The 23,813-nt window shown below is 65.4% G+C and carries 25 protein-coding genes; 6 read left to right on the top strand and 19 right to left on the bottom strand.

The window, feature by feature from the left end:
• Positions 1 to 55: 55 nt before the first annotated feature.
• Positions 56 to 1,249 carry an acyltransferase gene (locus FMZ75_RS01725; RefSeq protein WP_166141084.1) on the bottom strand — a complete coding sequence of 398 codons (1,194 nt, stop codon included), beginning with the start codon at positions 1,247 to 1,249 and terminating at the stop codon, positions 56 to 58.
• 195 nt (positions 1,250 to 1,444) lie between these two features.
• On the opposite strand from FMZ75_RS01725, the gene FMZ75_RS01720 reads away from it, so the two are divergent.
• Positions 1,445 to 2,824 carry a class II 3-deoxy-7-phosphoheptulonate synthase gene (locus FMZ75_RS01720; RefSeq protein ID WP_166141083.1) on the top strand — a complete coding sequence of 460 codons (1,380 nt, stop codon included), beginning with the start codon at positions 1,445 to 1,447 and terminating at the stop codon, positions 2,822 to 2,824.
• A gap of 147 nt (positions 2,825 to 2,971) precedes the next feature.
• On the opposite strand, the gene FMZ75_RS01715 is transcribed toward FMZ75_RS01720, so the two are convergent.
• The 9 genes from FMZ75_RS01715 to fabG form a co-directional block, all read right to left on the bottom strand.
• Complete coding sequence (locus FMZ75_RS01715) at positions 2,972 to 3,805, bottom strand: FTR1 family protein (protein ID WP_166141082.1); 834 nt, start codon at positions 3,803 to 3,805, stop codon at positions 2,972 to 2,974.
• Positions 3,806 to 3,814: 9 nt separating this feature from the next.
• Positions 3,815 to 4,150 (bottom strand): cupredoxin domain-containing protein, encoded by a 336-nt coding sequence (locus FMZ75_RS01710; protein ID WP_108915631.1) that lies wholly within the window; start codon positions 4,148 to 4,150, stop codon positions 3,815 to 3,817.
• 227 nt (positions 4,151 to 4,377) lie between these two features.
• The gene (locus tag FMZ75_RS01705; RefSeq protein ID WP_246728719.1) at positions 4,378 to 4,752 is read right to left on the bottom strand and encodes a hypothetical protein; all 375 of its coding nucleotides are present in this window, start codon (positions 4,750 to 4,752) and stop codon (positions 4,378 to 4,380) included.
• Between the two features lie 54 nt (positions 4,753 to 4,806).
• Positions 4,807 to 5,445, bottom strand: coding sequence for a guanylate kinase (gmk, locus tag FMZ75_RS01700; protein WP_108915522.1), 639 nt, complete (start codon positions 5,443 to 5,445; stop codon positions 4,807 to 4,809).
• Between the two features lie 72 nt (positions 5,446 to 5,517).
• A complete protein-coding gene (locus FMZ75_RS01695) occupies positions 5,518 to 6,405 on the bottom strand; it encodes a YicC/YloC family endoribonuclease (protein WP_166141081.1) in 888 nt (295 codons plus the stop codon).
• 53 nt (positions 6,406 to 6,458) lie between these two features.
• On the bottom strand, positions 6,459 to 8,291 hold the full coding sequence (mltG, locus tag FMZ75_RS01690; RefSeq protein WP_166141080.1) for an endolytic transglycosylase MltG: 1,833 nt from the start codon (positions 8,289 to 8,291) through the stop codon (positions 6,459 to 6,461).
• Between the two features lie 223 nt (positions 8,292 to 8,514).
• Positions 8,515 to 9,777 carry a beta-ketoacyl-ACP synthase II gene (gene fabF, locus FMZ75_RS01685; RefSeq protein ID WP_166141079.1) on the bottom strand — a complete coding sequence of 421 codons (1,263 nt, stop codon included), beginning with the start codon at positions 9,775 to 9,777 and terminating at the stop codon, positions 8,515 to 8,517.
• Between the two features lie 97 nt (positions 9,778 to 9,874).
• Entirely contained in the window at positions 9,875 to 10,114 is a 240-nt protein-coding gene (locus tag FMZ75_RS01680) for an acyl carrier protein (protein WP_142862924.1), read from the bottom strand.
• 264 nt (positions 10,115 to 10,378) lie between these two features.
• Positions 10,379 to 11,116, bottom strand: a complete 738-nt coding sequence (fabG, locus tag FMZ75_RS01675; RefSeq protein ID WP_166141078.1) for a 3-oxoacyl-[acyl-carrier-protein] reductase — start codon at positions 11,114 to 11,116, stop codon at positions 10,379 to 10,381.
• 372 nt (positions 11,117 to 11,488) lie between these two features.
• Between fabG and FMZ75_RS01670 the strand changes: the two genes are divergently transcribed.
• On the top strand, positions 11,489 to 12,277 hold the full coding sequence (locus tag FMZ75_RS01670; protein WP_142862922.1) for an outer membrane protein: 789 nt from the start codon (positions 11,489 to 11,491) through the stop codon (positions 12,275 to 12,277).
• 58 nt (positions 12,278 to 12,335) lie between these two features.
• Here FMZ75_RS01670 and fabD read toward each other — a convergent pair whose 3' ends face one another.
• From fabD to acs, 3 genes are all read right to left on the bottom strand, one after another.
• Positions 12,336 to 13,283 carry an ACP S-malonyltransferase gene (fabD, locus tag FMZ75_RS01665; RefSeq protein ID WP_166141077.1) on the bottom strand — a complete coding sequence of 316 codons (948 nt, stop codon included), beginning with the start codon at positions 13,281 to 13,283 and terminating at the stop codon, positions 12,336 to 12,338.
• Between the two features lie 84 nt (positions 13,284 to 13,367).
• Positions 13,368 to 13,571 carry a hypothetical protein gene (locus FMZ75_RS01660; RefSeq protein ID WP_036293633.1) on the bottom strand — a complete coding sequence of 68 codons (204 nt, stop codon included), beginning with the start codon at positions 13,569 to 13,571 and terminating at the stop codon, positions 13,368 to 13,370.
• 126 nt (positions 13,572 to 13,697) lie between these two features.
• Positions 13,698 to 15,632: an acetate--CoA ligase gene (gene acs, locus FMZ75_RS01655; RefSeq protein WP_166141076.1), complete on the bottom strand. Its 1,935-nt coding sequence runs from the start codon at positions 15,630 to 15,632 to the stop codon at positions 13,698 to 13,700.
• A gap of 369 nt (positions 15,633 to 16,001) precedes the next feature.
• On the opposite strand from acs, the gene FMZ75_RS01650 reads away from it, so the two are divergent.
• Entirely contained in the window at positions 16,002 to 16,499 is a 498-nt protein-coding gene (locus FMZ75_RS01650) for a hypothetical protein (RefSeq protein ID WP_244594530.1), read from the top strand.
• Positions 16,500 to 16,508: 9 nt separating this feature from the next.
• On the opposite strand, the gene FMZ75_RS01645 is transcribed toward FMZ75_RS01650, so the two are convergent.
• Positions 16,509 to 17,714, bottom strand: a complete 1,206-nt coding sequence (locus FMZ75_RS01645) for an MFS transporter (RefSeq protein WP_166141075.1) — start codon at positions 17,712 to 17,714, stop codon at positions 16,509 to 16,511.
• 101 nt (positions 17,715 to 17,815) lie between these two features.
• On the opposite strand from FMZ75_RS01645, the gene FMZ75_RS01640 reads away from it, so the two are divergent.
• Positions 17,816 to 18,952: a methyltransferase gene (locus FMZ75_RS01640; protein WP_166141074.1), complete on the top strand. Its 1,137-nt coding sequence runs from the start codon at positions 17,816 to 17,818 to the stop codon at positions 18,950 to 18,952.
• 87 nt (positions 18,953 to 19,039) lie between these two features.
• Positions 19,040 to 19,768: a serine protease gene (locus FMZ75_RS01635; RefSeq protein ID WP_142862917.1), complete on the top strand. Its 729-nt coding sequence runs from the start codon at positions 19,040 to 19,042 to the stop codon at positions 19,766 to 19,768.
• Here FMZ75_RS01635 and FMZ75_RS01630 read toward each other — a convergent pair.
• The 5 genes from FMZ75_RS01630 to FMZ75_RS01610 form a co-directional block, all read right to left on the bottom strand.
• Positions 19,758 to 20,195, bottom strand: coding sequence for an iron-sulfur cluster assembly scaffold protein (locus FMZ75_RS01630; RefSeq protein ID WP_166141073.1), 438 nt, complete (start codon positions 20,193 to 20,195; stop codon positions 19,758 to 19,760). The two genes, FMZ75_RS01635 and FMZ75_RS01630, sit on opposite strands and share 11 nt — an antisense overlap.
• Positions 20,192 to 20,596: a DUF1641 domain-containing protein gene (locus FMZ75_RS01625; RefSeq protein ID WP_166141072.1), complete on the bottom strand. Its 405-nt coding sequence runs from the start codon at positions 20,594 to 20,596 to the stop codon at positions 20,192 to 20,194. The genes FMZ75_RS01630 and FMZ75_RS01625 overlap by 4 nt, the downstream gene beginning before the upstream one ends.
• Before the next feature lie 17 nt (positions 20,597 to 20,613).
• On the bottom strand, positions 20,614 to 21,804 hold the full coding sequence (locus FMZ75_RS01620) for an FAD/NAD(P)-binding oxidoreductase (RefSeq protein ID WP_166141071.1): 1,191 nt from the start codon (positions 21,802 to 21,804) through the stop codon (positions 20,614 to 20,616).
• Between the two features lie 143 nt (positions 21,805 to 21,947).
• Positions 21,948 to 22,541: a TetR/AcrR family transcriptional regulator gene (locus tag FMZ75_RS01615; RefSeq protein ID WP_142862913.1), complete on the bottom strand. Its 594-nt coding sequence runs from the start codon at positions 22,539 to 22,541 to the stop codon at positions 21,948 to 21,950.
• Positions 22,542 to 22,600: 59 nt separating this feature from the next.
• Positions 22,601 to 22,972, bottom strand: a complete 372-nt coding sequence (locus FMZ75_RS01610) for a hypothetical protein (protein WP_166141070.1) — start codon at positions 22,970 to 22,972, stop codon at positions 22,601 to 22,603.
• Between the two features lie 196 nt (positions 22,973 to 23,168).
• On the opposite strand from FMZ75_RS01610, the gene leuD reads away from it, so the two are divergent.
• Positions 23,169 to 23,774 (top strand): 3-isopropylmalate dehydratase small subunit, encoded by a 606-nt coding sequence (gene leuD / locus FMZ75_RS01605; protein ID WP_166141069.1) that lies wholly within the window; start codon positions 23,169 to 23,171, stop codon positions 23,772 to 23,774.
• The last annotated feature ends 39 nt before the right edge of the window (positions 23,775 to 23,813 follow it).

Genomic DNA, 23,813 nt, shown 5'->3' with positions numbered 1-23,813 from the left:
AAGGCTTTGGAGCGAACGGATCGCTCCAAATGAAAAAAAGCTGGGCGGGGCTGAGTTATAGCCCCTTGGCTCGACCTTGGCCAACCCAGCGGGCGCGCTCGCCGAGCCGCGCGCGCCGGTCCAGCGCGGCGACAGCCGCATGCAGAAGCCGCCGCAGCGCCGGCGTATGCGCCTCGGTCACACGCGAGAAGACGAAGGCCGTCGCGACGGCGACGAGGAGCAGCGCCGCCGTGACGAGCCAATGCGTCGACGTCGGCAGAAGCTTGTGCCAGTCCACGCCGAAAATATGGCCGGCTCCGGCCCAGAAGAAGAAAACGATCGGCATATGCGTGGCGTAGAGCGAGAAAGAGAAATCTGCGAGCCGGCGATGCAGCGCCGAATCTCCGAGCGCAAAGCCGCTTTCCGAAAAGCGCAGCGTCGCCAGCAGATTGGCGAGCGTCGCCGCGGTGAGCGCGTCGGCGATGTCGTGCAGAACCGGATGCGCCTCGAAGAGAGGCCCGCGCGCGGCGAGGCGGGCGACGACGAGCGCCGCGAGAAAAATCCCCAGCGACAGATATTTGCCGGCGAAGAGCGGGCGCTTCGCGCGGGCCGCCAGCGCGCCCATGGCCCATAGCGCGAAGCCGAAAGGCACGCGCGAGGAGGGAAGCGAGAGGAGCAGCAGCAGCAGCGCGCCGAGGGCGAAGCCGGCGAGGCGCGCGGGTTCCGAATAGGCGCGCGCCAAAGGAAGCAGCAGCAGCGGGAACAAAAGATAGTACCAGAACTCGCAGGCCAGCGACCACAGCGCGCCGTCTGTGCCGGCCTGGCCGGCCCAGATATTCTGCTGCATGGCCAGCGTCGAGAGAATGCGCGAGGCCTCATAGGCGCCCTCGAGGCCGGGAAGCTCATAGACGCCTGCGCCGGCGAAAAGATCGCGGCCGAGCGCGTCGAGACCGAAGGTCAGCGCCAGCGCCGGGATCAGCACCAGATAGATGCGGGCGAAGCGATCGACGAAATAGGCGCGCAGGAAGGGCGTCCGCCGCTCCATGGCCACAAAGACGCGGCCGCCGACGAGAAAGCCCGACAGCACGAAAAAGACCGTCACCGCCTGATGCGAGAAAGCGGTGACGAACCACCACGCATAGACGAGCGGCCCATGCGGCGCGACCATCATGTCGCTCAAGGAGACGAGCACATTGGCGTGAGCGAGCAGAACGGCGAGAGCGGCGAGCCAGCGGGCGGCGTGAATGAAATCCGATAAAAAGACCGGCATGAAAAAAGCGCTCGTACGAAAAGTGCGCCGTCGAGGCTAGGGAAAGCGGAGAGCCGCGTCATCCTGCGGAAAGACCGCAGGTCCTGGCCGAGGGAATATGGCGGCATTTCCGGCGGACGGGCAAAAGCTCGCCTCCGCGGGCTCACTCCTGTATAGCTGGGCCGCGCGGGGGAGCGGCGAGCAGGAGCCAGGCCAGTGGAGAATTGGACGCCCGGAAGCTGGAGAGGAAGACCGATCGAGCAGACGCCGGTCTATCCCGATCAGGCGGCGCTCGCCGATGTCGAGCGGCAGCTCGCCGGATTTCCGCCCCTCGTCTTCGCCGGCGAGGCGCGCAATCTGAAACGCTCGCTGGGGGAAGTGGCGGCCGGCCGCGCCTTTCTGCTGCAGGGCGGCGATTGCGCCGAGAGCTTCGGCGAGCATTCGGCCGACAATATCCGCGACTTCTTCCGCGTTTTCCTGCAAATGGCGGTGGTGCTGACCTATGCGGCGGCCTCGCCCGTGGTGAAGGTCGGCCGCATCGCCGGCCAATTCGCCAAGCCGCGCTCCGCCCCTACCGAAAAGCAGGGCGCGCTGGAGCTGCCGAGCTATCGCGGCGACATCATCAACGACATCGAATTCACCGCCGCCGCCCGCACGCCCGATCCGCAGCGCCAGCTGATGGCCTATCGGCAATCGGCGGCGACGCTCAACCTCATCCGCGCTTTCGCGACGGGCGGCTTCGCCAATCTCGTCAACGCCCATCGCTGGATGCTGGGCTTCGTGCGCAACAGCCCGCTCTCGGACCGCTATTCGCAGCTCGCCGATCACATCAGCGAGACCTTGGGCTTCATGCGCGCCATCGGCCTCGATCCCGAGCATCATCCCGAGCTGCGGCAGACGGATTTCTACACCTCTCACGAGGCGCTGCTGCTCGGCTATGAGCAGGCGCTGACGCGCGTCGATTCGCTCGAGGGCGGCTATTTCGCCACCTCCGGCCATTTCCTCTGGATCGGCGACCGCACGCGCCAGGAGGACGGCGCCCATATCGAATATCTGCGCGGCGTGCAGAACCCCATCGGCCTCAAATGCGGGCCGAGCCTGAAGCCCGACGCGCTGCTGCGCCTCATCGACAGGCTCGATCCGCAGAACGAGCCGGGGCGGCTGACGCTCATCTGCCGTTTCGGCTCCGACAAGGCGGCCGAGGCGCTGCCGCCGATCCTGCGCGCCGTCGCCCGAGAGGGGCGCAATGTCGTGTGGTGCTGCGATCCGATGCATGGCAACACGATCAGCGCCGGCGGCCGCAAGACCCGGCCCTTCGATCGCGTGATGGCGGAAATCCGCAATTTCTTCGAGGTTCATCGCGCCGAGGGGACTTACGCCGGCGGCATTCACCTCGAGATGACGGGGCAGAACGTCACCGAATGCATGGGCGGCGCGCGCGATATTTCCGAGCAGGAGCTCGGCGTGCGCTACGACACGACCTGCGATCCGCGCCTCAACGCCGAGCAGGCGATCGAGGTGGCTTTCCTCGTCGCGGAATTGCTGAAGGCCGAGCGTCTCGCGCGTAGCGCGCAGGAGCAGGACGCGGCGGAGTAACACCCCCAGCGCCCTCATCCTGAGGCGCTTTTTGCGGAACGCAAAAAGCCTCGAAGGATGCTTCAGGAGGCGCGGCCCCCCATCCTTCGAGACGGCCCCTTCGGGGCCTCCTCAGGATGAAGGGACTGGCTTTTTCGATACCAACAATCACTCCGCCGCGGCGTGGACATTGGCGGCGCGAGCCCGCGGGGCGGCGAGGCGGGTGGCGAGGAATATGCCCGCCAGCGTCGCCACATAGACGACGACCTGCAGCGCCGTCGGCTGGTCGACATAGCCGATCAACGTATGCAGCACACGCCCGACGAGGCTCGTATCGGGCAGCACGCCGGATGTGTCCCACATTGTCTGCGACAGAGCGGTGACGATCCAGGCCTGCTGCAGAAAGGCCGCGCATTGCGCCGCGAGACCGGCGGCGAGCAGAGTGATCATCGCCGTCGTCACGGCGAACAAATGCCGCGCCGGAATGGTGACGAGACCAAAATAGGTGAGCGCGCTGACGCCGGCGCCGAGGACGAGACCCGAGAAACCGCCGAGGATCACATCCGCGCCCGATTCGCCGGAGACGAGCAGTCCATAGAGGAACAGCGCCACCTCCGAGCCCTCGCGCAGCACGGCGAGCGCGACGACGAGCGCCAGTGCGAGAAAGGATTTGTCGCCGGAGACGGCGGCGCGGCCGGCGGCCGCCAGCTCGCTCGCCAGCTCGCGACCATGGCGCGCCATCCATATGTTGTGCCAAGCGAGCATCAATACCGCCACCGCGAGGACGCCGGCGTTGAACAGCTCCTGCCCGCGTCCGGCGACGGCCTGCGACAGCGCATCGGCGAACAGCGCCACGAGCCCAGCGCCGAGCGCGCCCGCGACCACTCCGGCGAAGACGACGGTCCGCGAGCCGCGCGCCCCCTGTGTGACCGCGAGCACGATGCCGATGACGAGGCCCGCCTCTATGACCTCACGAAAAACGATGACGAGAGCGCCCAGCATCAATAGTCCTCACTCGACGACGAGAACGCCCTTGGCCGTGGACTCGTGATATTCGCCGAAGAATTTATAGCTGCCCGCCTTCAGCGGACGCACGCGCACGGTGATCTCGGCGGAGCCGGCGACGACCTTCTCGATCTTGAGCGCCTTGCTCTCGAATTCTTCCGGCGTGGAATCGAGATTCTTCACGACGATGACGATGGGCTTGTCGGCCGGCGCATGAAGTTCTGCGGGCGTGAAACGATGGTCCTTGATGGAGACTTCCAGGGAGGTCTCCTCGGCCGCGACGGCGGCGACGACGCCCGCCGCGAGCGCGGCGGCGGCGAATAGAATTCGGGAGGATGTCATTTCACGCCTTTCGATGATCGTTCGAACGTCTTCGCCCATGCCCATGGCTCCGCCGCGTCGATCACGGCAAAGCAAGAACCGACCCAGCGCCGCTGTGCGAAGCCAGTGGCGCAGGCGCGGCCGAAACGCGCTAGAGCTTGAATATCAAAGTAGTAAATGACGTGTCGGGCCACAACGCCGCAAGTTGAGATTGCTTCCAATCTGGGCTCGGCGAAATGTCGCGAGGGTCAGCCGGGATAGCCGTGCCGCGCCTTGCTCGCGCGCACCAGCGCGACGGCCTGGGCGTCTCTTCCCGCGGAGCAGGCCGCGGCGGCGGAGTCGATCTCTCCCTGGATAGTCGCATAGACGCCCTGATTCACGTGACCCATGGCGAGATCATTGTCCATGATCGCGCGATAGCGGCCGATCGCATTGGCGCAGCCCGAGCCCGCCGGCAGCTCGAATCCCGCCGGAGTCGCGCTGCGCGTCGCCGCTGTCGGCGCCTGCGCGACGGCGATCGGCTGCGCGGAATTGCAAGCAGCGAGGCAGAGCGCCGCGAAGGTCGGGATGAAGAGCTTTGCGGATGTCATGGCGAAACCGAAATCCTTCACGATGCGGCGCATTTCCCGCTCTCCCCGCTCGCGGGGAGAAGGAAGGCGACGCGATACAAGATCCTATCACTCGCTCAACAGACGCGCGACGAAAGCCTCTATGCCGGCGAGGCGCCGCGGCCGGCGCTGCCGCTCGGCGCGCAATATGGCGAGCAGATCGTCGAAGCTGCGCTGCAGATCGTCGTTGACGAGCACATAGTCATATTGCTTCCAGCGCTGAATCTCATTGCGCGCGTTCTCGAGACGACGCTCGATCGCCTCTCGCGAATCCTCGGCGCGGCGCTCGAGCCGCGCGCGCAGCTCTTTCATCGAGGGCGGCAGGATGAAGACGGTGACAGTGTCCGCGCCCATCTTTTCGCGCACCTGCTGCGTACCCTGATAGTCGATGTCGAAGAGCGCATCGCGGCCTTCGCCCAATATCTCGTCGACGGGTCCGCGCGGCGTGCCGTAATAATTGCCGTGCACCTCCGCCCATTCCAGCAATTCGCCATTGTCGCGCATCGCCTCGAAACGGCTCTTGGAAATGAAAGAATAATGAATGCCGTCGACCTCGCTGGAGCGGCGCGGGCGCGTCGTCACCGAGATCGAGAGGGTGAGGTCGAGCTCGCGGTTCTGCAGCAGCATACGCGTCAGCGTCGTCTTCCCCGCGCCGGAGGGCGAGGAGAGAATGAGGACGATTCCGCGGCGGTCTGGCGTTGTGGGCATCTTTTGTCCAGCGAATAGCGAGTGGCGAATGGAGCGCGTCTTTCGCGCTACTCCCTATTCGCTATTTTCTCCTCACTCAATGTTCTGCACCTGCTCGCGCCATTGCTCCACCTCGATCTTGAGCTCGAGGCCGAGCGCGGTGAGCGCGCCATCGTTGGATTTGGCGCAGAGCGTGTTGGTCTCGCGCGACAATTCCTGGGCGAGGAAATCGAGGCGGCGGCCGATCGGCCCGCCCTTGTCGATGAGCGCCTTCGCGCTCGTCACATGCGCTTTCAGCCGGTCCAACTCCTCGCGAATATCGGCCTTGACCGCGAGCAGCACCGCCTCCTGATGCAGCCGCTGCGAATCGAAGGAATGGCCCGTCTCCAGCAGCGCCGCGATTTGCGCGGCGAGCCGCGCGCGCACCGCCTCCGCCGAGCGGCCGGGCAGCGCCTCCGCCTGCGCGGTCAATTCGCCGATGCGTGCGAGCCGCGCCGTCAGCACCTCGCCTATGGCCGCGCCTTCGGAGCCGCGCGAGGCGGTGAGAGCGTCGAGCGCCTGCGCCAATGTCGCCAGCACCTTTGCGTCGAGCGCATTGCGCTGCTCTTCGTCGTCCTCCGGCTCGATGACCTCGACAATGCCGCGCACCGCGAGCAATCCGTCGAGCGAGGCGGGCCGCAAGGATGCGTGCAGCGGCACATCGTCGAGCGCTTTCAACAGCCGCTCCAGCGCGGCGCGATTGACGCGCGTCTCGACCAGCGCGTCGTCGCGCCGCGCGGTGAGATTGGCGAAGCAGGAGCCGCGGGCGATGCGTCCGGCGATCAGCGCGCGCGCCTTCACCTCCACCGCGTCGAAATTGGGCGGGACGCGCAGCCGCAGATCCAGCCCTTTGGAATTGACGGTCTTGATCTCCCAGGCGTAGCGCCACGGCCCGAGATTGTCATGGGCGCGGGCGAAGCCTGTCATGCTGGCGAGAGTCATTGCGATCCTTGCTAGGGCGCGTGGCGAGTAGACTGTCTCGCTACGCGCTTCCATCACCGAAACTTCGCCACATCGGGCACGATCTTCGCCGAGTTCAAGTCCCAGCCGCGGTCGCGCAGCGGATCGAGCGGCGTGCCCTCGGAAGCGTCGAAGGCGCGGGCGGCGCGCGGCGGCTGGCCGACCTCCGCAGAGGCCGAGAGCGGCAATGGCCGTCCCTCGGGCCCGCCCTCGACGGGGGAAACGCCGAGCCGGGCCGCGCGAGCGCGCTGCTCGGCGCGCAGAGCGGCGGAGACGGGATAGCTCGTCGCCGAATCGAGCCCGTCGTCCGCGGCGAGATCGTCGGCGGCCGCCTGCGAATCCTCTTGCGCGGCATTGGCCAGCAGAGCGACCGCGGCGCGCGCCTCCGGTTGGGCGCGCTGGGCGAATGGCGTGGTGAACAGCGGCGGCGCAGAAGCCGCCACGGCGGCGCGCTCGGCGGCGAGACGCAGGCTCGCCTCATTGTCCCCGGCATATTCGAAGGGAATGGCGGGCAGAGCGGCGCCGATTCTCTTCAGCGCGCCAGGACGCGGATCGGCGGCGGCGATCGGCTCCATGGCCGCATCGGCCAGCGCCACGAGCCGGCCGAAAGCCGCGTCGCCGCGCTTTTCCCGCGGGGCGGACTGCGTCGGCCCGACCACCGCGCCCGGCTCCAGCCGATCGACGCCCGAAGCCCGATCCTTCTCGATCTGCCGCCAGCGCTGGACGTTACGGGCATGTTGATCGAGCGTCTCGGCGAAGACATGGCCGCCCGTGCCGTCTGCGACGAAATAGAGCTCCTGCGTGCGCGAGGGATTGGCGACCGCCTCCAGCGCCGCGCGACCCGGATTGGCGATCGGCCCCGGCGGCAGGCCGTCGATCGCATAGGTATTATAGGGCGTCCATTTCTCGACCTCGGACTTCAAAATGCCGCGGCCGAGCGTGGCGCGCCCGCCGACGAGGCCATAGACGATGGTGGGGTCCGATTGCAGACGCATTCCCTTGCGCAGGCGATTGATGAACACGGCGGCGACGCGCGGGCGCTCATCGGCCTTGCCGGTCTCTTTCTCGACGATGGAGGCCAGCGTCACCAGCTCATAGGGCGTCTTGACCGGAAGGTCGGGATGGCGGCGCGCCCAGATCTGATCCAGCAGCTTGCGCTGATCCTCCTGCATCTTCACCAAGAGCTTGGCGCGCGGATAGCCGCGCGCGACCTTATAGGTCTCCGGCAGCAGCGCCCCTTCCTTGGGCAGCTCCGACATGTCGCCGGCGAGAATGTCGTTCTCGCGCAGACGCGAGACCACCTGCTCGGTCGTCAGCCCTTCGGGAATGGTGACGCCATGCAGAATCTGCCGGCCGTTCACCAGCTCGTCCATCACCTCGCGCAGGCTGGCGTTCTGCTTGAACGCATATTCGCCGGGCTTCAGCTTGCCGCGGACGCCCTCGATCAAAAGGGCGACATTCATCAGCATTGGATTGTCGATGACGCCGTCGCGCTCGAGCTGCGCCAGAATCTCGGGAACGTCGCTGTGCGGGGCGATATAGACGATTCGCTCAGCGGCGAGCGGGCCGGGCTCGCGCAGCTTGTGCAGCACGGCGATGAGGCCGAAGACGCCGGCCACGGCGAAGACCAGCAGCAGGGAGAGAAGGCTGCTGAGCGCGGAGAGCGTTCCCTCCCGCTTGCGGCGCGGCGGGGGCGGCGGCGGCGCGTCCGGCTGCAAGGCTTCGCCGGCGCTGCGCAAGCTCGCACGGCGCCGGAAGAAGGAGGAGGAAGCCTGTCCCTCGGGCGGGCGCCCTTTGGGATCGGAATGAGATTCGGTCGCGCCGTCCTTCGGCGCTTCCGGCAAATTATCAGGGGGAGTATCGCTCATCGGGAAACTCCGTCTCTTGGGTTTCGGGCCGTGTCGTGATTCGGATCACATCCAAACTCGCCGACCAGAAAAACGCGACGGACCGACAAACAAAACGCTTCGAGAGCCGCCTCGCCGAACAGGATTGCGACGACTTTGCGGCGCTCGCTACCCTATCGTTCTTTGTGGCGAAATCAGGAACGGCCTCTCGTCCACAGGCGCGAGCGGCGGCGCGAAGCGCCGATCACTCCGGACGCCGGAAGACGAGAGAGGCGTTCGTGCCGCCGAAACCGAAGGAATTGGACAGGACGATATCGATCTTACGCCGCCGCGCCTCGTGCGGGACCAGATCTATGTCGGTCTCGACCGAAGGATTGTCCAGATTGCGCGTCGGCGGCGCGACGCCATGGGTGAGCGCCAATATGGAATAGATCGCCTCCACTGCTCCGGCCGCGCCGAGCAGATGTCCGATCGCCGATTTGGTCGAGGACATGGACAGATTCGGCGTCTCATTGCCGACGAGGCGCTGCACCGCCTGCAGCTCGATCTCGTCGCCGAGCGGCGTCGAGGTGCCGTGTGAGTTCACGTAATCCACATCCGACACGCGAACGCCCGCGCGCTTCAGCGCGATTTCCATGCAACGATAGGCGCCGTCGCCGTCCGGCGCGGGCGCCGTGATGTGATAGGCGTCGCCGGACATGCCATAGCCGATCAGCTCGGCGTAGATTCTGGCGCCGCGCGCCTTGGCGTGCTCATAGGATTCGAGCACGACGCAGCCGGCGCCCTCGCCCATGACGAAGCCGTCGCGATCGCGATCATAGGGGCGCGAGCCCGCCTCTGGACGATCGTTGAAGCCGGTCGACAGCGCCTTGCAGGCTGCGAAGCCCGCGACGCCGATGCGATTGACCGGCGATTCGGCGCCGCCCGCCACCATCACCTCGGCCTCGCCGAGCGCGATCAGCCGGCCCGCGTCGCCAATGGCGTGCGCGCCGGTGGAGCAGGCGGTGACGACAGCGTGATTGGGCCCTTTGAGGCCGTGCATGATCGACACATAGCCGGAGGCCAGATTGATGATTCGGCCGGAGATGAAGAAGGGCGACACGCGTCGCGGGCCCTTCTCCTTCAGCGTGACGGAGGTCTCGTAAATGCCGCCGAGCCCGCCGATGCCGGAGCCGATCAGCACGCCGGTCGAATTCTGCTTCTCGGGCGTGTCCGCCGTCCAGCCGGCGTCGGCCAGCGCCTGAGTGGCCGCGGAGACTCCATAGATGATGAAGTCGTCGACCTTGCGCTGCTCCTTCGGCTCGAACCAGGCGTCGGGATCGAAGGTTCCATTGGTTCCGTCGCCGCGCGGCACGAAACCTGCTATCTGACACGGGAGATCAGACGCCTCGAAAGTGTCGATGCGGCGAAAGCCGTGCTCTCCGGCGATCAGCCGCCGCCAATTGACGTCCACGCCACAGCCCAACGGCGAAACGATGCCGAGTCCGGTGACCACCACCCTGCGCATGGATTCTCTCGAACGCTATGCCATATATTTCAGTCGGTTTCTCGAAGTCGCGACAGCGCGGACCGTTCCACGATCCGCGTCGCGTAGGCGTCTCGCCTCAAGCCGCCTTGGCTTTTTCGAGAAAGGTGATGGCGTCGCCGACCGTGTTGATCTTCTCGGCCTCTTCGTCCGGGATCTCGACGCCGAACTCCTCCTCGAAGGCCATGACCAGCTCGACGGTATCGAGAGAATCGGCCCCGAGATCGTCGACGAAAGACGCCTCCGGCTTCACCTCTTCTTCTTTGACGCCGAGATGTTCGACAACGATACTCTTAACGCGCGGGGCGATATCGCTCATCTTCTCTGATCCTCGTTCGATCGATCTGCTGACACCGATTTGGCGGATCCATAGCTCGGCTCGGACCACGCTCGATCGTTTCAGGGGTAAACTACGTCACATTTCTGCGGTTCCGCTCGCGCGATCCACCGAAATGTCGCCATCGGGAGGCGAGCTTTTCGCCGGCCCGAATTGCTCTCGCGGCGTCGCCCCCGGCCAGCGTCGCGTCTGGTAGCATAATTAATTCGCCGTGGCGAGGGGCGCCCCACGGCAAATCCCGAGCTTTCAAATCATCGCCATGCCGCCGTTCACATGCAGAGTCTGGCCTGTGACATAGGCCGATTCGTCGCTCGAGAGATAGACGACGGCGGCGGCGACATCGGCGCCCGTGCCCAGCCGACCCGCCGGCACGGCGCGCAGAATCGTCTGCTTCTGCGTCTCGTTCAGCGCGTCGGTCATGGGGCTCTCGATAAAGCCGGGCGCCACGCAATTGACGGTTATGCCGCGCGAGGCGACCTCGGCCGCCAGAGATTTGGTCATGCCGATCATGCCCGCCTTGGCGGCGGCGTAATTGCCCTGGCCGGCGTTGCCGGTGACGCCGACGACCGAGGTGATGCCGATGATTCGCCCGAAGCGCTTGCGCATCATGCCGCGCAGCGCCGCGCGCGACAGGCGGAAGGCGGAGGTGAGATTGACGTTCAGCACCGCATCCCAATCCTCGTCCTTGAGGCGCATGAACAGCATGTCGCGGGTGATGCCGGCGTTGTTGACGAGAATGTCGAGCCCGCCCATGGCGTTTTCCGCCGCCGGGACCAGCGCCTCGGCCTGCGTCTTGTCGGACAGGTCGCAAGGCAGGATATGGACGCGCTCGCCGAGCTCGGAAGCGAGCGCCGAAAGCGCCTCTTCGCGCGTGCCCGACAGCGCCACGACCGCGCCGCTCTGATGCAGCGCGCGCGCGATGTCCCGGCCGATGCCCCCGCTCGCGCCCGTCACCAGCGCCGTCTTGCCGGTCAGATCGAACATCTCTCCTCCCTCGCCGCCGCTTTCGTCGCGCGGCTTCGCGAAAACATGAATGCGTCTCTATAGGGCGCCGGCCGCGCAGCGCGCAATCGGAGGGCGCGGCGGCCTTCTTTGTCGCATTAAGTGGTATTGCGGAGAGAAAGCGGCTGCGGTTTGTAGTACAAATTCAGCGTTTTCTGACTACGTAAGGGTGCTTTTTTATCACACCGCAGCAAATAAGCGCGTCGGCGGGACTTATACGGGCATATTTGACGTTTACAGTCTCGGCGATTTACGAAATCTTCGTCTGCAGGCGGTCGAATGCTTTCGTTCGCGGGGTCGAACAGCGTGGATTGGCGTGCTGCGCCGGATTTTAGAGAATTGAAGGAGCCATCGATGAAAAACACAATTTCCGTTCTGGCGATCTTTTCGGCGCTGTTCGGCGGCTCGGCCTTCGCGGCCGATCTTCCGGCGCGCACGGCGCCTGTCGTCGCCTTTGTCCCGCCGCCGTCTTTTTCCTGGACCGGGCCTTATGTCGGTCTCAACATCGGCGGCGGCTGGATCGACCGCAACAACAACAACAATTGGAACTGGGGTTGGAACAACAACAACGGCAACAATAGCGGCGGCGTGGTCGGCGGCGCTCAGCTCGGCTGGAACTATCAGCTCTCGCCGCTCTTCGTCGTCGGTCTCGAGACCGATATTCAGGGCACCAGCATCGGCAGCGGCGGCGGCAACAACAATTGGTGGGGCTGGGGCGATTTCAATCGCGTCCGCGTGCCCTGGTTCGGCACGGTGCGCGGCCGCGTCGGCTTGGCGCTGCTCGATTCGCGGCTCCTGATCTACGGCACGGGCGGCTTCGCCTATGGCGAGGTGAACCGGCCCACGATCGGCTGGTGGGGCAATAATGGCAATGACGTGCGCAGCGGCTGGACGGCCGGCGGCGGCGTCGAATGGGCCTTCCTGCCCAATTGGTCGGCCAAGGTCGAATATCTCTACACCGAGCTGAACGACAATGCGAACAACAACAACAATTGGCTGCTGCTCGCGCCGATCGTCCAGCCGGGCATCGTCGGCATCGGCGCCCTGACCTGGAACCGCCGCACCCAGATCAGCACCGTGCGCGCGGGCGTCAATTACCACTTCAATCTCTTCACCCCGGCTCCCGTGGTGGCGAGATACTAAAAACCGTCCTCCCCTCCCGGACGAAGAGCCCGGCCCCTGCGGCCGGGCTTTTTCGCGATCAGACGAAGGCGCGAAAAGCGTCCAGATCCTCGGGCGCGCCGACGGCGACGCCTTTCGCCTCGGAAGCGATTCGCTTCAAAAGCCCGGTCAGCACCTTGCCGGCGCCGCATTCGACGAATCGGTCGACGCCCTCGCCGGCCATATAGGCGACGCATTCGCGCCAGCGAACCGTGCCCGTCACCTGCTCCACCAGAAGACGACGAATATCGTCCGGCGACACGATCGGGCTCGCGGTCACATTGGCGACGACGGGAAGTTTGGGTGCGAGAATCGTCGTCGTCGCCAGCGCCTCGCGCATGGCCTCGGCCGCCGGCTGCATCAGCGCGCAATGGAAGGGCGCGGAGACGGGCAGCGGCACGGCGCGCTTCACGCCGCGCTCCTTGGCGATGAGAATCGCCTTTTCCACCGCCGCTTTGGCGCCGGAGACGACGATCTGGCCGCCGCCATTGTCATTTGCGATCTGGCAGACTTTTCCTTCCGCCGCGGCGGCGGCCTCGGCGATCTCGCGCGCAGCGTCGAACTCGACGCCGATGAGCGCCGCCATCGCGCCCGCACCGACCGGAACCGCCGCCTGCATGGCCTGGCCGCGCAGCCGCAACAGCCGCGCGGTGTCCGCTATGGAGAGCGCCCCGGCGGCGGCCAGCGCCGAATATTCGCCGAGCGAATGGCCGGCGACGAATTTGGCGTCGCGGAAGAGATCGAGCCCGGCCTCGGCCTCGAGCACGCGAATGGCGGCGAGGGAGACGGCCATCAGCGCCGGCTGAGCGTTGGCGGTGAGCGTCAGCTCGGCCTCCGGGCCTTCGAACATGATGTTGGAGAGCGGCGCGCCGAGCGCGGCGTCCACTTCCTCATAGACGGCGCGCGCCTGAGGAAAGGCCTCGCCCAGCGCCTTGCCCATGCCGACCGCCTGCGACCCCTGTCCCGGAAACACGAATGCCTTCGCCATGCGCTGCTCGTCCCCTCATTTTGGATTGACGAGCGCCGAGTGACCCAGGCGCGGTCAGGTGTCAAGCCTGACGAACTCGACCGCTCAATGGAGGAAGAGCTTCAGCGCCACGGCGGAAAGAATGGCGATGACGAAGCCGAGCATCCATTTGATGACGGCCATATCGTTCTCGAGCTTGGAAAACCGGCTTTCGTAAACAGTCAGGGCTTCGGCGGCCCGACGAGCCTTCTCTTCCGGCGCTCCGGCCGAGACGAAGGCGTCATAGACCTCGGAAATCATAATGCTCATGTCGAGTCCCTGTCGCCGAAAGCCACTTTTACGGTTGGCGCCTCGTAAAACATAGCGCGGAAAGGGTCGGCGCGCGAGAGGCGATCATCGCCAACGCGCGCGCCGCGCCCGATCTCGCTCCCCTCGTCATCCCGCCGGCCGGTTCTTGATGAGATCCTCCACAACGCTCGGATCGGCCAGCGTCGACGTATCCCCCAGCGCGCCGAATTCATTCTCCGCGATCTTGCGCAGAATACGCCGCATGATCTTGCCAGAGCGCGTCTTCGGCAGGCCGGGCGCGAATTGGATCACGTCCGGCGAGGCGATGGCGGAAATCTCCTTGCGCACGAAATCGACCAGCTCCTTGCGCAGACGCTCGGAAGCCTCGACTCCGGCCATCAAGGTCACATAGGCGTAGATGCCCTGGCCCTTGATCGCATGCGGGAAGCCGACCACCGCCGCCTCGGCGACCTTCTCATGGGCGACGAGCGCGCTCTCGATCTCCGCCGTGCCGAGACGATGGCCGGAGACATTGATGACGTCGTCGACGCGGCCGGTGATCCAATAATAGCCGTCGGAATCGCGCCGGCAGCCGTCGCCGGTGAAATATTTGCCCGGATAGGCGGTGAAGTAGGTCTGCACGAAACGCTCGTGATCGCCGAACACGGTGCGCGCCTGTCCCGGCCAGCTATCGGCGATGACGAGATTGCCCTCGCAGGCGCCCTCCAGCACATTGCCGTTCGCGTCGACGATCTCCGGCTGCACGCCGAAGAAGGGCTTGGTCGCCGAGCCCGGCTTCAGCGCCGTCGCGCCCGGCAACGGCGCAATCAGAATGCCCCCCGTTTCCGTCTGCCACCATGTGTCGACGATGGGGCAACGGCCCTCGCCGACGACGCGGTGATACCATTCCCAGGCTTCTGGATTGATCGGCTCGCCGACCGAGCCGAGCAGGCGAATGGATTTGCGGCTGGTCTTCTTCACCGGCTCCTCGCCGGCGCCCATCAGCGCGCGGATCACCGTCGGCGCGGTGTAGAAGATGTCGACCTTGTGCTTGTCGATCACTTCCCAGAAGCGCGAGACGGTCGGATAATTCGGCACGCCTTCGAACATCAGCGTCGTCGCGCCATTGGCGAGCGGGCCATAGACGATATAGCTGTGGCCCGTCACCCAGCCGACATCCGCCGTGCACCAATAGACATCGCCCTCGCGATAATCGAAGACCAGCTCATGGGTGAGCGCGGCGTGGACGAGATAGCCGCCGGTCGTGTGCAGCACGCCCTTGGGCTTTCCGGTCGAGCCCGATGTGTAGAGGATGAACAGCGGATCCTCGGCGCCGACCTCGGCGTAAGGGCAATCCTCGGGGACTTTCTTCGCCTCGTCCTCGTAACGGAAATCGCGGCCGGGCTTCATATCCACTTTCGCGCCGGTGCGCGTGACGACGATGACGGTCTTGGCCGAGACCTTCTCCAGCGCGACGTCGACATTGTCCTTGAGCGGCGATTTGCGGCCGCCGCGCACGCCCTCATCCGCCGTGATGACGACATCCGATTGCGCATCCTCGATGCGGCCGGCGAGCGCATCCGGCGAGAAGCCGCCGAACACCACCGAATGCACGGCGCCGATGCGCGCGCAGGCGAGCATGGCGTAGGCCGCCTCCGGAATCATCGGCAGATAGATCGTCACGCGGTCGCCTTTGCGCACGCCATGCGCCTTCAGCACATTGGCGAAGCGGCAGACCTGCTCGTGCAATTCGCGATAGGTGATGTGACGCGAGAGCGAGGGATCGTCGCCCTCCCATATGATCGCGACTTGATCGGCGCGATGCGGGAGATGCCGATCGATGCAATTCATCGCAATATTGGTGGAGCCGTCGCCGAACCATTCGATCGCGACATTATGCGTGTCGAAGCTGACCTCTTTCACGCGCGTGAACGGCGCGATCCATTCGATGCGCTGCGCCTGCTCTCCCCAGAAGCCGTCGGGGTCGGCGACGGAGCGCCGGTAGAGCGCGTCATATTTCTCGGCGTTCACGCGCGCTTCATTGCGCCAAGCTTCCGGCACGGCATAGATCTTTTCCGACATCGAGCGTTCCCTCGGGTGACTGCGGCGCTTTGGCGCGCCGTCCGCTTTGGCGGCAATATGACCTTTTTCGTCGTCTCGGGCTATGGCGTCCTTCGCCCGGGGCGCCCGCCATTTCGGCGCCCGAACGCGCAGAGCGCTCTGTGACGTGGCGCCGCGCCGGCGCGACATCACGTCGCAGCTCGCTTCGAACTGCTACGTATTACAGGAGCGGCGCGCATACCGCGAGCTGAATCTCTCGTCGACGCCGGACTGGTCGGCGCCGGATTTGCGGCTCTTTTAGAGCGCGTTCTGCTCGAGCGGATTCGATCGATCAGACTCGCTCGAATGAAAGAATGCGACAGCGCGACCCCGACCCCTCGAGGAGCGAAGATGAGGAAAAAACTGTTGTTCGACGATGTTCGTGAACTCTGCCTTCGCCGTTGCGACACGATTTTCTATTCCCTCGTCGCCATCGTCGCCTTCGCCCGCGCGATCGTCGATTTCCAGAACGGCGCCCTCAGCCTCGAGCTCTACTCGACCTTGGTGAACATCGTCGGCTATCGCGAATTGCTGCGCCTCTTCCTGTGGGCGCGCGTCAATCCGCGCTATGCGATCGCCTCGCTCTACGGCGCCGTCATCGCTTCGGCTCTGCCGGTGATGTTCTCGCATCCGAGCTCCTTCCTCTTCGAATGCACGGTCTATCTGCTGCTGCGCGTCGCCGCCCATATTCTGGTCGGGCTCGACGAGAGGAGCGTCATCAAGCTCTATCGCGAAGTGCTGTTCGATTATTACAATCGCAAGCCGCCACAGAAACGCGACCGCAAGCGGCGCAAATCGCTGCTCGAGCGTCTCGGCCTCGAGGAGGGCTTCGCGCCCGGAACGGCTTGAGCGGAGGAGTCAGCGCTTCGGCCCCGTCTCGGGCATGGCGACGAGGACCAGCGCGAGGCCCGCGAGCGCGACCGCGGCGAGCGCCAGAAAGGTCGGCGCATAGCCGACCGAGGTGACGATGAAGCCGGCGACGGACAGGCTCGTCGCGCCGCCCACGCCCTGTAAGAAGCCGAGCCCGCCGCGCGCGAGGCTGTAATGGCCCGTGCCGCGCATAATGTCCGCGAGCACGAGCGGCAGCAGCGCGTCGAACAATCCGCCGCCGACGCCATCCAGCAATTGCGCCGCGAGCAGATGCAGCGGCGTCTCCGCGAAGACGCAAGCGAGATCGCGCGCGAACAGCGCCGCGAAAGCGAGGACGATGAGCGGCTTTCGGCCGATGAGATCGGCGCGCTCGACGATGAGCGCCATGCCGATCGTCGAGAGCTGAGCCAGAATGATCGCCGCCGAGGTGACGCCGCTCTCTAGCCCTGGATTTTCCGAAGCGAGCTTCTGCGCGATCAACGACAATGTCGGCGCATTGGCGAAATTGAACAGCGCCGCCGCCGCCGCATAGACGAGCAGCGTGCGGTAATGCAGGAGATCGCGCAGCTTGCCCGGCTGCGGCGGATGGGCTGGATCGACATCCTCGAGCCCGCGGGCGCGGTCGTGATCTATAGCCTTCGCCGGAATGGCGAAGGCCGCGCGCGCCGCGAGCGCGGCGAAGATCGGCGTGAGATAGAAGGGCGCGGTCTGCGACGCCAGCACGCCGACGAACCCGACGATTCCCGCGATAAAAATATTCCCTGCGCGATCGAAGGCGGCGTTGCGGCCGAGCCTCTCGGCGAGCCTGTCGCGGCCATAGAGGCCGAGCGTGATCGCCGCCACTGTGGGCGCGAAGACGGCGCCGAGCGTCGCCATGACGATGTCCGCCGCGACGACGACGGGAATGCTCGGCGCATGAATGATGGCGAGGCCGCAGCCGCAGAGCACGAAGCTGGCGACGACGAGAAGCTCGCGCTTGGCGTGCGTGCGATCGATGAAGGCGCCGACGGCCGGATGCGCCGCTATGCCGACGAGCCCGCTCACCATCAGCACGGCGCCGATCTCGGCCTGGCTCCAATGCGCCTGCGTGAACAAAAACACGCCGACGAAAGGTCCGAGCCCGCCGCGCACATCGGCGAGAAAAAAATTCAGCCGATCGAGAGCGTCGAAGCGCATGACGGCGATCGTCCCCACAGATTCTCCTCAGGGCAAACGCCCGGGCCCGGGATAATCGCCGTTTCCGAAACAGCGCTTTTGGGCTAGGAGCGACTATCGAGCAGACGGAGGGGCGGCGTATGGGGCAGTTCTTTCGGGACAGGCTGCGGCGTCTTCGCGATCGGCTGATCTCCAGTCCGCGCTTCCAACGCCTCGCCGCCGCTCACCCGCTGACCCGCGCGAAGGCGCGGCGCCGCGCGCGGGAGATGCTCGATCTTTGCGCCGGCTTCGTCTATTCGCAGGTGCTGCTCGCCTGCGTGCAGCTGAAGCTGCTGGAGCTTCTGCTCGAGCAGCCGCGCAATGTGGAGCAAATCGCCGAGAAGCTCGATCTCTCGCCGGACGCCGCGGCGCGGCTGCTCGACGCCGCCGCTTCGCTCGGCCTCGTCGAGCGGCGCGGCGGAGAGCGCTTCGGCCTCGGCGAGCTCGGCGCGGCGCTCATCGGCAACAAGGCCGCGCTCTCGCTCGTTTCGCATCAGCCCATGCTCTACGCCGATCTCGCCGATCCGGTCGCGCTGCTGCGCGGCGACGAATCGGCGGAGCCGCGGCTCGCCGATTACTGGCCCTATTCGGCGGCGGAAAATCCCGCCGCGCTCTCGGCCGAGGAGGTCGCGCCCTATAGCGCGCTGATGGCCGCCTCGCAGCCGCTGGTGGCGCAGGAAGTCCTCGACGTCTATCCGATCCGCCGGCATAAGAAGCTGCTCGACGTCGGCGGCGGCGAGGGCGCTTTTCTCATCGCCGCGGCGGCGCGGGCGCCTCGGCTGCAACTGATGCTGTTCGATCTGCCGGCGGTGGTCGAGCGCGCCCGCGCCCGGCTCGAGGAAGCGAGGCTCGCCGAGCGCACGACCTTCTTCTCCGGGAATTTCCTCACCGATCCGCTGCCCAAGGGCGCGGATGTGATAACGTTGATTCGCATCGTCCATGATCATGACGACGCCTCCGCGCTGGAGCTGCTGCGCAATGTGCGCCGCGCCCTGCCGCGCGACGGGACGCTGCTGATCATAGAAGCCATGTCCGGCGTCGAGGGCGCGGAGCCGCTCGACGCCTATTACGGATTCTACACGCTGGCCATGGGCCGCGGCGAGCCGCGAACCGTCGCCGAGCTGCAAAAGCTCGCCAAAAAGGCGGGCTTCGGCCGCTTCCGCCTGCTGAGCAATCCTATGCCGATCGTCGCCAGCATTCTGCTGGCGAAGCCGGACCCCGATTATCACGGCCCCTGAGCGGCGCCCCCCCGACTTGCCGGGGCGGAACCGAGCAGCCATGTCGCCGTTGGGGGAGAATCTCCCATGGAGGAGAAAGGCCGGCCGATGACGATCGAACCTCTGCTTCTCACCACGGCGCGCGTGGGCACATTCAAAGGCGACGCCCCGCTGACCAACGCCAGCGGCTTCTTCTTCGCGCGCGACGAACGGCTTTTCCTGGTGACGAGCCGGCATGTGCTGAGCGACGCGGCGACCGGGCATTGCCCCGACCGTATCGAGATCGAGCTGCATATAGACGCCGAGAATATGACCCAATCGACCGGCTTCTCGATGCTGCTCTACGAGGACGGCAAGAGCGTCTGGCGCCAGGGCCTCGACGCCGGCGGCGAAATCGATGTCGCGGCCATAGAGATCGAGCGGCAGGCTCTGCCGGAGTCGACCGTCTATCGGGCCTTCACGCCGGCGCATCTCTGCGGCGAGTTCGACACGGTGGAGGTCGGCTCCTCGCTGCTGATTCTCGGCTTTCCCTTGGGCTTCCACGACACGCTGCATCATATGCCGGTGGCGCGGCAGGGCGTCGTCGCCTCCTCCTTCGGCCTGCGCTTTCAGGGCCAGGGCTATTTTCTCACCGACGCGCGCACCCACAGAGGCGCGAGCGGCGCGCCCGTGGTGGCCCGCGTGCCGGCGCTGGAGGCGCGCCAGGGCGATCTTCCCTGGACGCTGCTCGGCGTCCATTCGGCGCGGCTGGACGTCGGCCGCGACCTCCAGCAGGACGAGGCGCTGGGCCTCAACTGCGCCTGGTACGCCGATATTCTGCTCCCGCTCACGGAGTGAGCCGCGACGAGGCCTCGGCGAGCGCGTCGAAGGGCAGCAGAATGGACCCGCGCCGCATCGGGAAGGCGCGCGCCGCAGCGAATATCTCCAGCTCCCGCCACCTCTCGGGAAAGCCGACCTCGGCGCCGTCCAGAAGTTGCGCCAGCGCTTCGCCGACCGTGAGGACATCGGCGAGCGTTTCGCCGATCGCCCCCGCCACGACGATTGCGGTCGCGGCCATGCCGAGCGTGCAGGCCCGCGCGCGATGGCCGAGAGCCACGATGCGGCCGCTCTCGCAACGCAGATCGAGCGTCAGCCGGCTGCCGCAGATCGGGCTCGTCCGCGTGACGGAGACGTCGGCGTCGGCGAGGCGCAAATCGTCGCGCGCTCGCCGCGCCGAGTCGCGCACGCGCCGCTCATAGAGCGCGGCGAGCGCTGTGTCGGTCATGCCGGCTCGTCGCGCGTCTGCCGCCCGAGCACAGCCAGGAACAGCAGCGCGAAATGCAGCCCGCGCCGCACATCCTCGTCGCCCGCCGCGCGCAGCAGGCCGAGCACGGACGGCGTCGGCCTGCGCGACGCCTCATTGGCGGCGAAGCGGGCGGCGTTGCCGAGCGTCCAGGCCGCGCCGATCGACTCCTCATAGGCTTTCATCAGCTTTTGGATCATCGCGTCGTCGGCCATGTCCACAGCGTCGGAAGCGAGAGAGAGAAGATCGACGATGTTGTGAAAGCGCCGGCCCTGAAGCAGCGGCGAGGCTTTCTCGAGAAGATCGGCGATTCCCTTTCGCGTCGCCTCGTCGAGCGTTGGCGAGGCGCTTTCATGGCGCATGTCGAGTTCGGTCGTGTTCATCGCTCATCCCTCGCTTTTCAGATCACGCCGCGCGCGACGGACCAATAGATTCCGCGGTTGAAAGCCTTGCGGAGAAGCCCGCCGAGCTTGGTGGGCGGCGTCGGATGAACATCCTCGTCATAGTCGTACCAGAGCGGCATTCCGAGCTCGAGGCCCATTTGCGCCACGGCCTGGACCTTGCCGTCATAGGCGTCGACCGTGCGGCCGATGCGAATGTCGCCGGCGATATTATTGGCGATGACCGGGCATTGGTTGTGACAGGAGCCGCCGGCCTTGCTGATCGGCAGATCGACCGTGTCGCCCATCACATAGGCGTTGGCGTAGCCTTCGATCTGCAAGGTTCGGCGGTCGGTGGGCAGCCAGCCTTCATTGTTCATCGCCTGCGAGACGCCGCTCTCGATCACCGCATCGACCGCACGAATCGGCGGCGTGCACATCAGCAGGTCGAAATTCTCCTCGCGGCCTTCCGCGGAGCGCGCGATCTTGCGATCGGGATCGACCGAATCCAGCGTGAATCCGCGCTGGAATTTGATTCCCTTGCTCTCGAAGACGGAGGGCAGCACCTCGCAGACCTCCTGCTGGAGGAAGAGGCAATTGCGCAAAAGCTGCGAGACGGTGGGATAGGTGTAGACGATCTCGACCTGATCGCGCACGCCTTTGCGGCGCAGATATTCGTCGAGCATCAGCGTCGTCTCGATCGGCGCTATGCCGCATTGATGCGGAACATTGGGCGTCTTGGGAAAATTGACGGTGATGAAGATGCGGCCCTTCTCGAAGCCGCGGAGCTTGTCGGCGAGGCGACGCGCCGGCTCATATTGATAGAAATAATCGCCCGCCTCTTTCAGTCCCGGGATGCGTTCGGGCGCCGGCAGGCATCCGGTCGAGACGACGATATAGTCATAGCCGATTTTCCGGCCGCTCTTCGTCGTCACGCTGGAGCCGACGAAATCGAATCGGTCCACCTTGTCGACGATGAACTCGATCTCCGGTCGCAGCAAGGAGCTCTGCTTGCGGCGCAGCTCGCCCTCGAAGAACATGTCGAAGGCGACATACATGAAAGCCGGCTTGTAATAGTGCCAGGGCGAATCGGAGAGCATGGTCACCTGGACCGAGCCGTCCGATATCTCGGGGTAGAGCTTCGCGACGATGCTATTGGCGGTCATCGTTCCGCCTATGCCGCCGCCGACGACGAGTATGCGCTTGGCCACTGCTTCCTCCCTTTTTTCCGCAGGGCTTTTGCGCCCACGGTTTTTCGACGCGCTCTGGGCGCGGCGGCTCCCCCGGGGCGGTCGTTCGCCTCGGACTCGACCTCTATTTAAAATGACCGGTCGTCTCAAATCCGGGCAAAAAATCAGGCGCGGAAATAGCCGTTCAGCAGCATGTCGCGGAACTGGGTCAGCGGACGGACGGAGCGCTCGATCTTCATGCGCAGAAGCGAGCCCTGCCACGCGTCCACGAGAAAGTCGGCCATTTCCTTGGCGTCGAGATCGCGGCGGAAGCAGCCCTCCGCCTGGCCGCGCGCGACTCCCTCCCGCAGCTTGTCTCTATAGCGCCGCACCGCCTCGCGCAGCGAGGTCTGGCACAGATCGCTGGTGTCGCCGATCTCGCCGATCAGATTGCCGAGCAGGCAGCCGCCTTTGAACTCCCGACGCTCCGTATCGGCGATCAGCTCGTCGAAATATGCCCGGAGCGCCGCATCTGCGCCGACGTCGGTGCGCGCGAGATGCGCGTCGAGCTGGGCGATGAAGGGGTCGATATAATGCTTCACCACCTCGGCGCTGAACGCTTCCTTGCTGGGGAAGTAATTGTAGAACGAGCCCTTGGGCACGCCGACGCTCTGCACCAGCTCGTGCAGGCCGGTGCCGTGATAGCCCTGTTCCATCAGCAAAGCGACGCCCTGATCGAGGAGCTTGCGCCGAATATCGTTCACGTCCCGTCTGCTCATGGCGCTCTTATACGACCGATCGTCTCAAACGGCAAGCGGCCGTCGCCGTCGACATATCGCTAGATCGGTCTTTCGGAATAGAACGAGTATATAAATATAAGCGCGTCTTTCTCTGAGCTCGTCAGCTTCACATCCTCATCGCTTTGCGCCAATCGAAACTTCCGGTCTATTCCCAGCATCTCATTGTGAATCGCGATGGGAAGCGGCGCCACGGAATCGACTGCGCAGGCCACGGCTTCGGTCCCCAGCCGGCCGAGGCCGGTGTTTCGGTCGATTCGGACGGTCTTCTGCGTCGTCACGACCCGCGCCTCGACCCGAATTTTCGTGAGACGCGTCACCAGGCAAATCAGGCTCGCGCCATTCGGCGTCGCGGCATGGAAGATATCCCCGACGACGAGCCTTTGAAGCAGCGTTCTGCGCGTGATCGACATTTGGTTTCCGATCGAGTCTCGGCCTGTCGACCGGCGCATCGGTTGTAGGCCGAGTATTTTCTCGCCACAATCTCCACGGACGTTTCGAGCCGGGCGTCGCCGCCACAGGATCGCCTGCTTTGCGCCTTTTGCGACGATTTGCTAAAGGGCGCCGGAGAGCGCACCGCGCGCCCGAGGCCCTGTAGGACCCATCCGCATGGAAAAATTCGTCACCCTCACCGGCGTCGCCGCGCCGCTGCCGATCATGAACATCGACACGGACATGATCATCCCGAAGCAATATCTGAAGACGATTGCCCGCACCGGCCTCGGCAAGGGTCTCTTCTCGGAGCTGCGCTATAAGGACGACGGCTCCGACAATCCCGATTTCGTGCTCAACAAGCCCGCCTATCGCAACGCCAAGATTCTGGTTGCGGGCGATAATTTCGGCTGCGGCTCGTCGCGCGAGCACGCCCCCTGGGCGCTGCTGGACTATGGCGTGAGGGCCGTGATCTCCACCAGCTTCGCCGATATCTTCTACAATAATTGCTTCAAGAACGGCATTCTGCCGATCAAGGTCTCGCAGGCCGATCTCGAGAAGCTGATGGACGACGCGGCGCGCGGCGCCAACGCCACGCTGACGATCGACCTGCCGGCTCAGGAGATTCGCGGCCCGGACGGCGGCGTCGTCAAATTCGACATCGATCCTTTCCGCAAGCACTGCCTGCTCGAGGGGCTGGACGATATCGGCCTCACGCTGCAAAAGGCCGGCGCGATCGACGCTTTCGAGGCCAAAACGGCCGCGGCGCGGCCCTGGGCCTGATCGCGGTCTACCGGATTGCAAAAAAGTAACGATGGTTTT

The organism is Methylosinus sp. RM1, from assembly GCF_011378635.1.
GTDB classification, from domain to species: domain Bacteria; phylum Pseudomonadota; class Alphaproteobacteria; order Rhizobiales; family Beijerinckiaceae; genus Methylosinus; species Methylosinus sporium.
The sequence above is the reverse complement of the archived record's forward strand: the minus strand, read 5'-3'. Positions and strand labels throughout refer to the sequence as shown.

Excerpts from the sequence above, each read along its gene's own strand:
- FMZ75_RS01725 (WP_166141084.1), bottom strand. The coding sequence starts at position 1,249 with ATGCCGGTCTTTTTATCGGATTTCATTCACGCCGCCCGCTGGCTCGCC.
- FMZ75_RS01715 (WP_166141082.1), bottom strand. The coding sequence starts at position 3,805 with ATGCTGGGCGCTCTCGTCATCGTTTTTCGTGAGGTCATAGAGGCGGGC.
- FMZ75_RS01710 (WP_108915631.1), bottom strand. The coding sequence starts at position 4,150 with ATGACATCCTCCCGAATTCTATTCGCCGCCGCCGCGCTCGCGGCGGGC.
- FMZ75_RS01705 (WP_246728719.1), bottom strand. The coding sequence starts at position 4,752 with ATGCGCCGCATCGTGAAGGATTTCGGTTTCGCCATGACATCCGCAAAG.
- gmk (WP_108915522.1), bottom strand. The coding sequence starts at position 5,445 with ATGCCCACAACGCCAGACCGCCGCGGAATCGTCCTCATTCTCTCCTCG.
- FMZ75_RS01695 (WP_166141081.1), bottom strand. The coding sequence starts at position 6,405 with ATGACTCTCGCCAGCATGACAGGCTTCGCCCGCGCCCATGACAATCTC.
- mltG (WP_166141080.1), bottom strand. The coding sequence starts at position 8,291 with ATGAGCGATACTCCCCCTGATAATTTGCCGGAAGCGCCGAAGGACGGC.
- fabF (WP_166141079.1), bottom strand. The coding sequence starts at position 9,777 with ATGCGCAGGGTGGTGGTCACCGGACTCGGCATCGTTTCGCCGTTGGGC.
- FMZ75_RS01680 (WP_142862924.1), bottom strand. The coding sequence starts at position 10,114 with ATGAGCGATATCGCCCCGCGCGTTAAGAGTATCGTTGTCGAACATCTC.
- fabG (WP_166141078.1), bottom strand. The coding sequence starts at position 11,116 with ATGTTCGATCTGACCGGCAAGACGGCGCTGGTGACGGGCGCGAGCGGG.
- FMZ75_RS01670 (WP_142862922.1), top strand. The coding sequence starts at position 11,489 with ATGAAAAACACAATTTCCGTTCTGGCGATCTTTTCGGCGCTGTTCGGC.
- fabD (WP_166141077.1), bottom strand. The coding sequence starts at position 13,283 with ATGGCGAAGGCATTCGTGTTTCCGGGACAGGGGTCGCAGGCGGTCGGC.
- FMZ75_RS01660 (WP_036293633.1), bottom strand. The coding sequence starts at position 13,571 with ATGAGCATTATGATTTCCGAGGTCTATGACGCCTTCGTCTCGGCCGGA.
- acs (WP_166141076.1), bottom strand. The coding sequence starts at position 15,632 with ATGTCGGAAAAGATCTATGCCGTGCCGGAAGCTTGGCGCAATGAAGCG.
- FMZ75_RS01650 (WP_244594530.1), top strand. The coding sequence starts at position 16,002 with ATGAGGAAAAAACTGTTGTTCGACGATGTTCGTGAACTCTGCCTTCGC.
- FMZ75_RS01640 (WP_166141074.1), top strand. The coding sequence starts at position 17,816 with ATGGGGCAGTTCTTTCGGGACAGGCTGCGGCGTCTTCGCGATCGGCTG.
- FMZ75_RS01635 (WP_142862917.1), top strand. The coding sequence starts at position 19,040 with ATGACGATCGAACCTCTGCTTCTCACCACGGCGCGCGTGGGCACATTC.
- FMZ75_RS01630 (WP_166141073.1), bottom strand. The coding sequence starts at position 20,195 with ATGACCGACACAGCGCTCGCCGCGCTCTATGAGCGGCGCGTGCGCGAC.
- FMZ75_RS01625 (WP_166141072.1), bottom strand. The coding sequence starts at position 20,596 with ATGAACACGACCGAACTCGACATGCGCCATGAAAGCGCCTCGCCAACG.
- FMZ75_RS01615 (WP_142862913.1), bottom strand. The coding sequence starts at position 22,541 with ATGAGCAGACGGGACGTGAACGATATTCGGCGCAAGCTCCTCGATCAG.
- FMZ75_RS01610 (WP_166141070.1), bottom strand. The coding sequence starts at position 22,972 with ATGTCGATCACGCGCAGAACGCTGCTTCAAAGGCTCGTCGTCGGGGAT.
- leuD (WP_166141069.1), top strand. The coding sequence starts at position 23,169 with ATGGAAAAATTCGTCACCCTCACCGGCGTCGCCGCGCCGCTGCCGATC.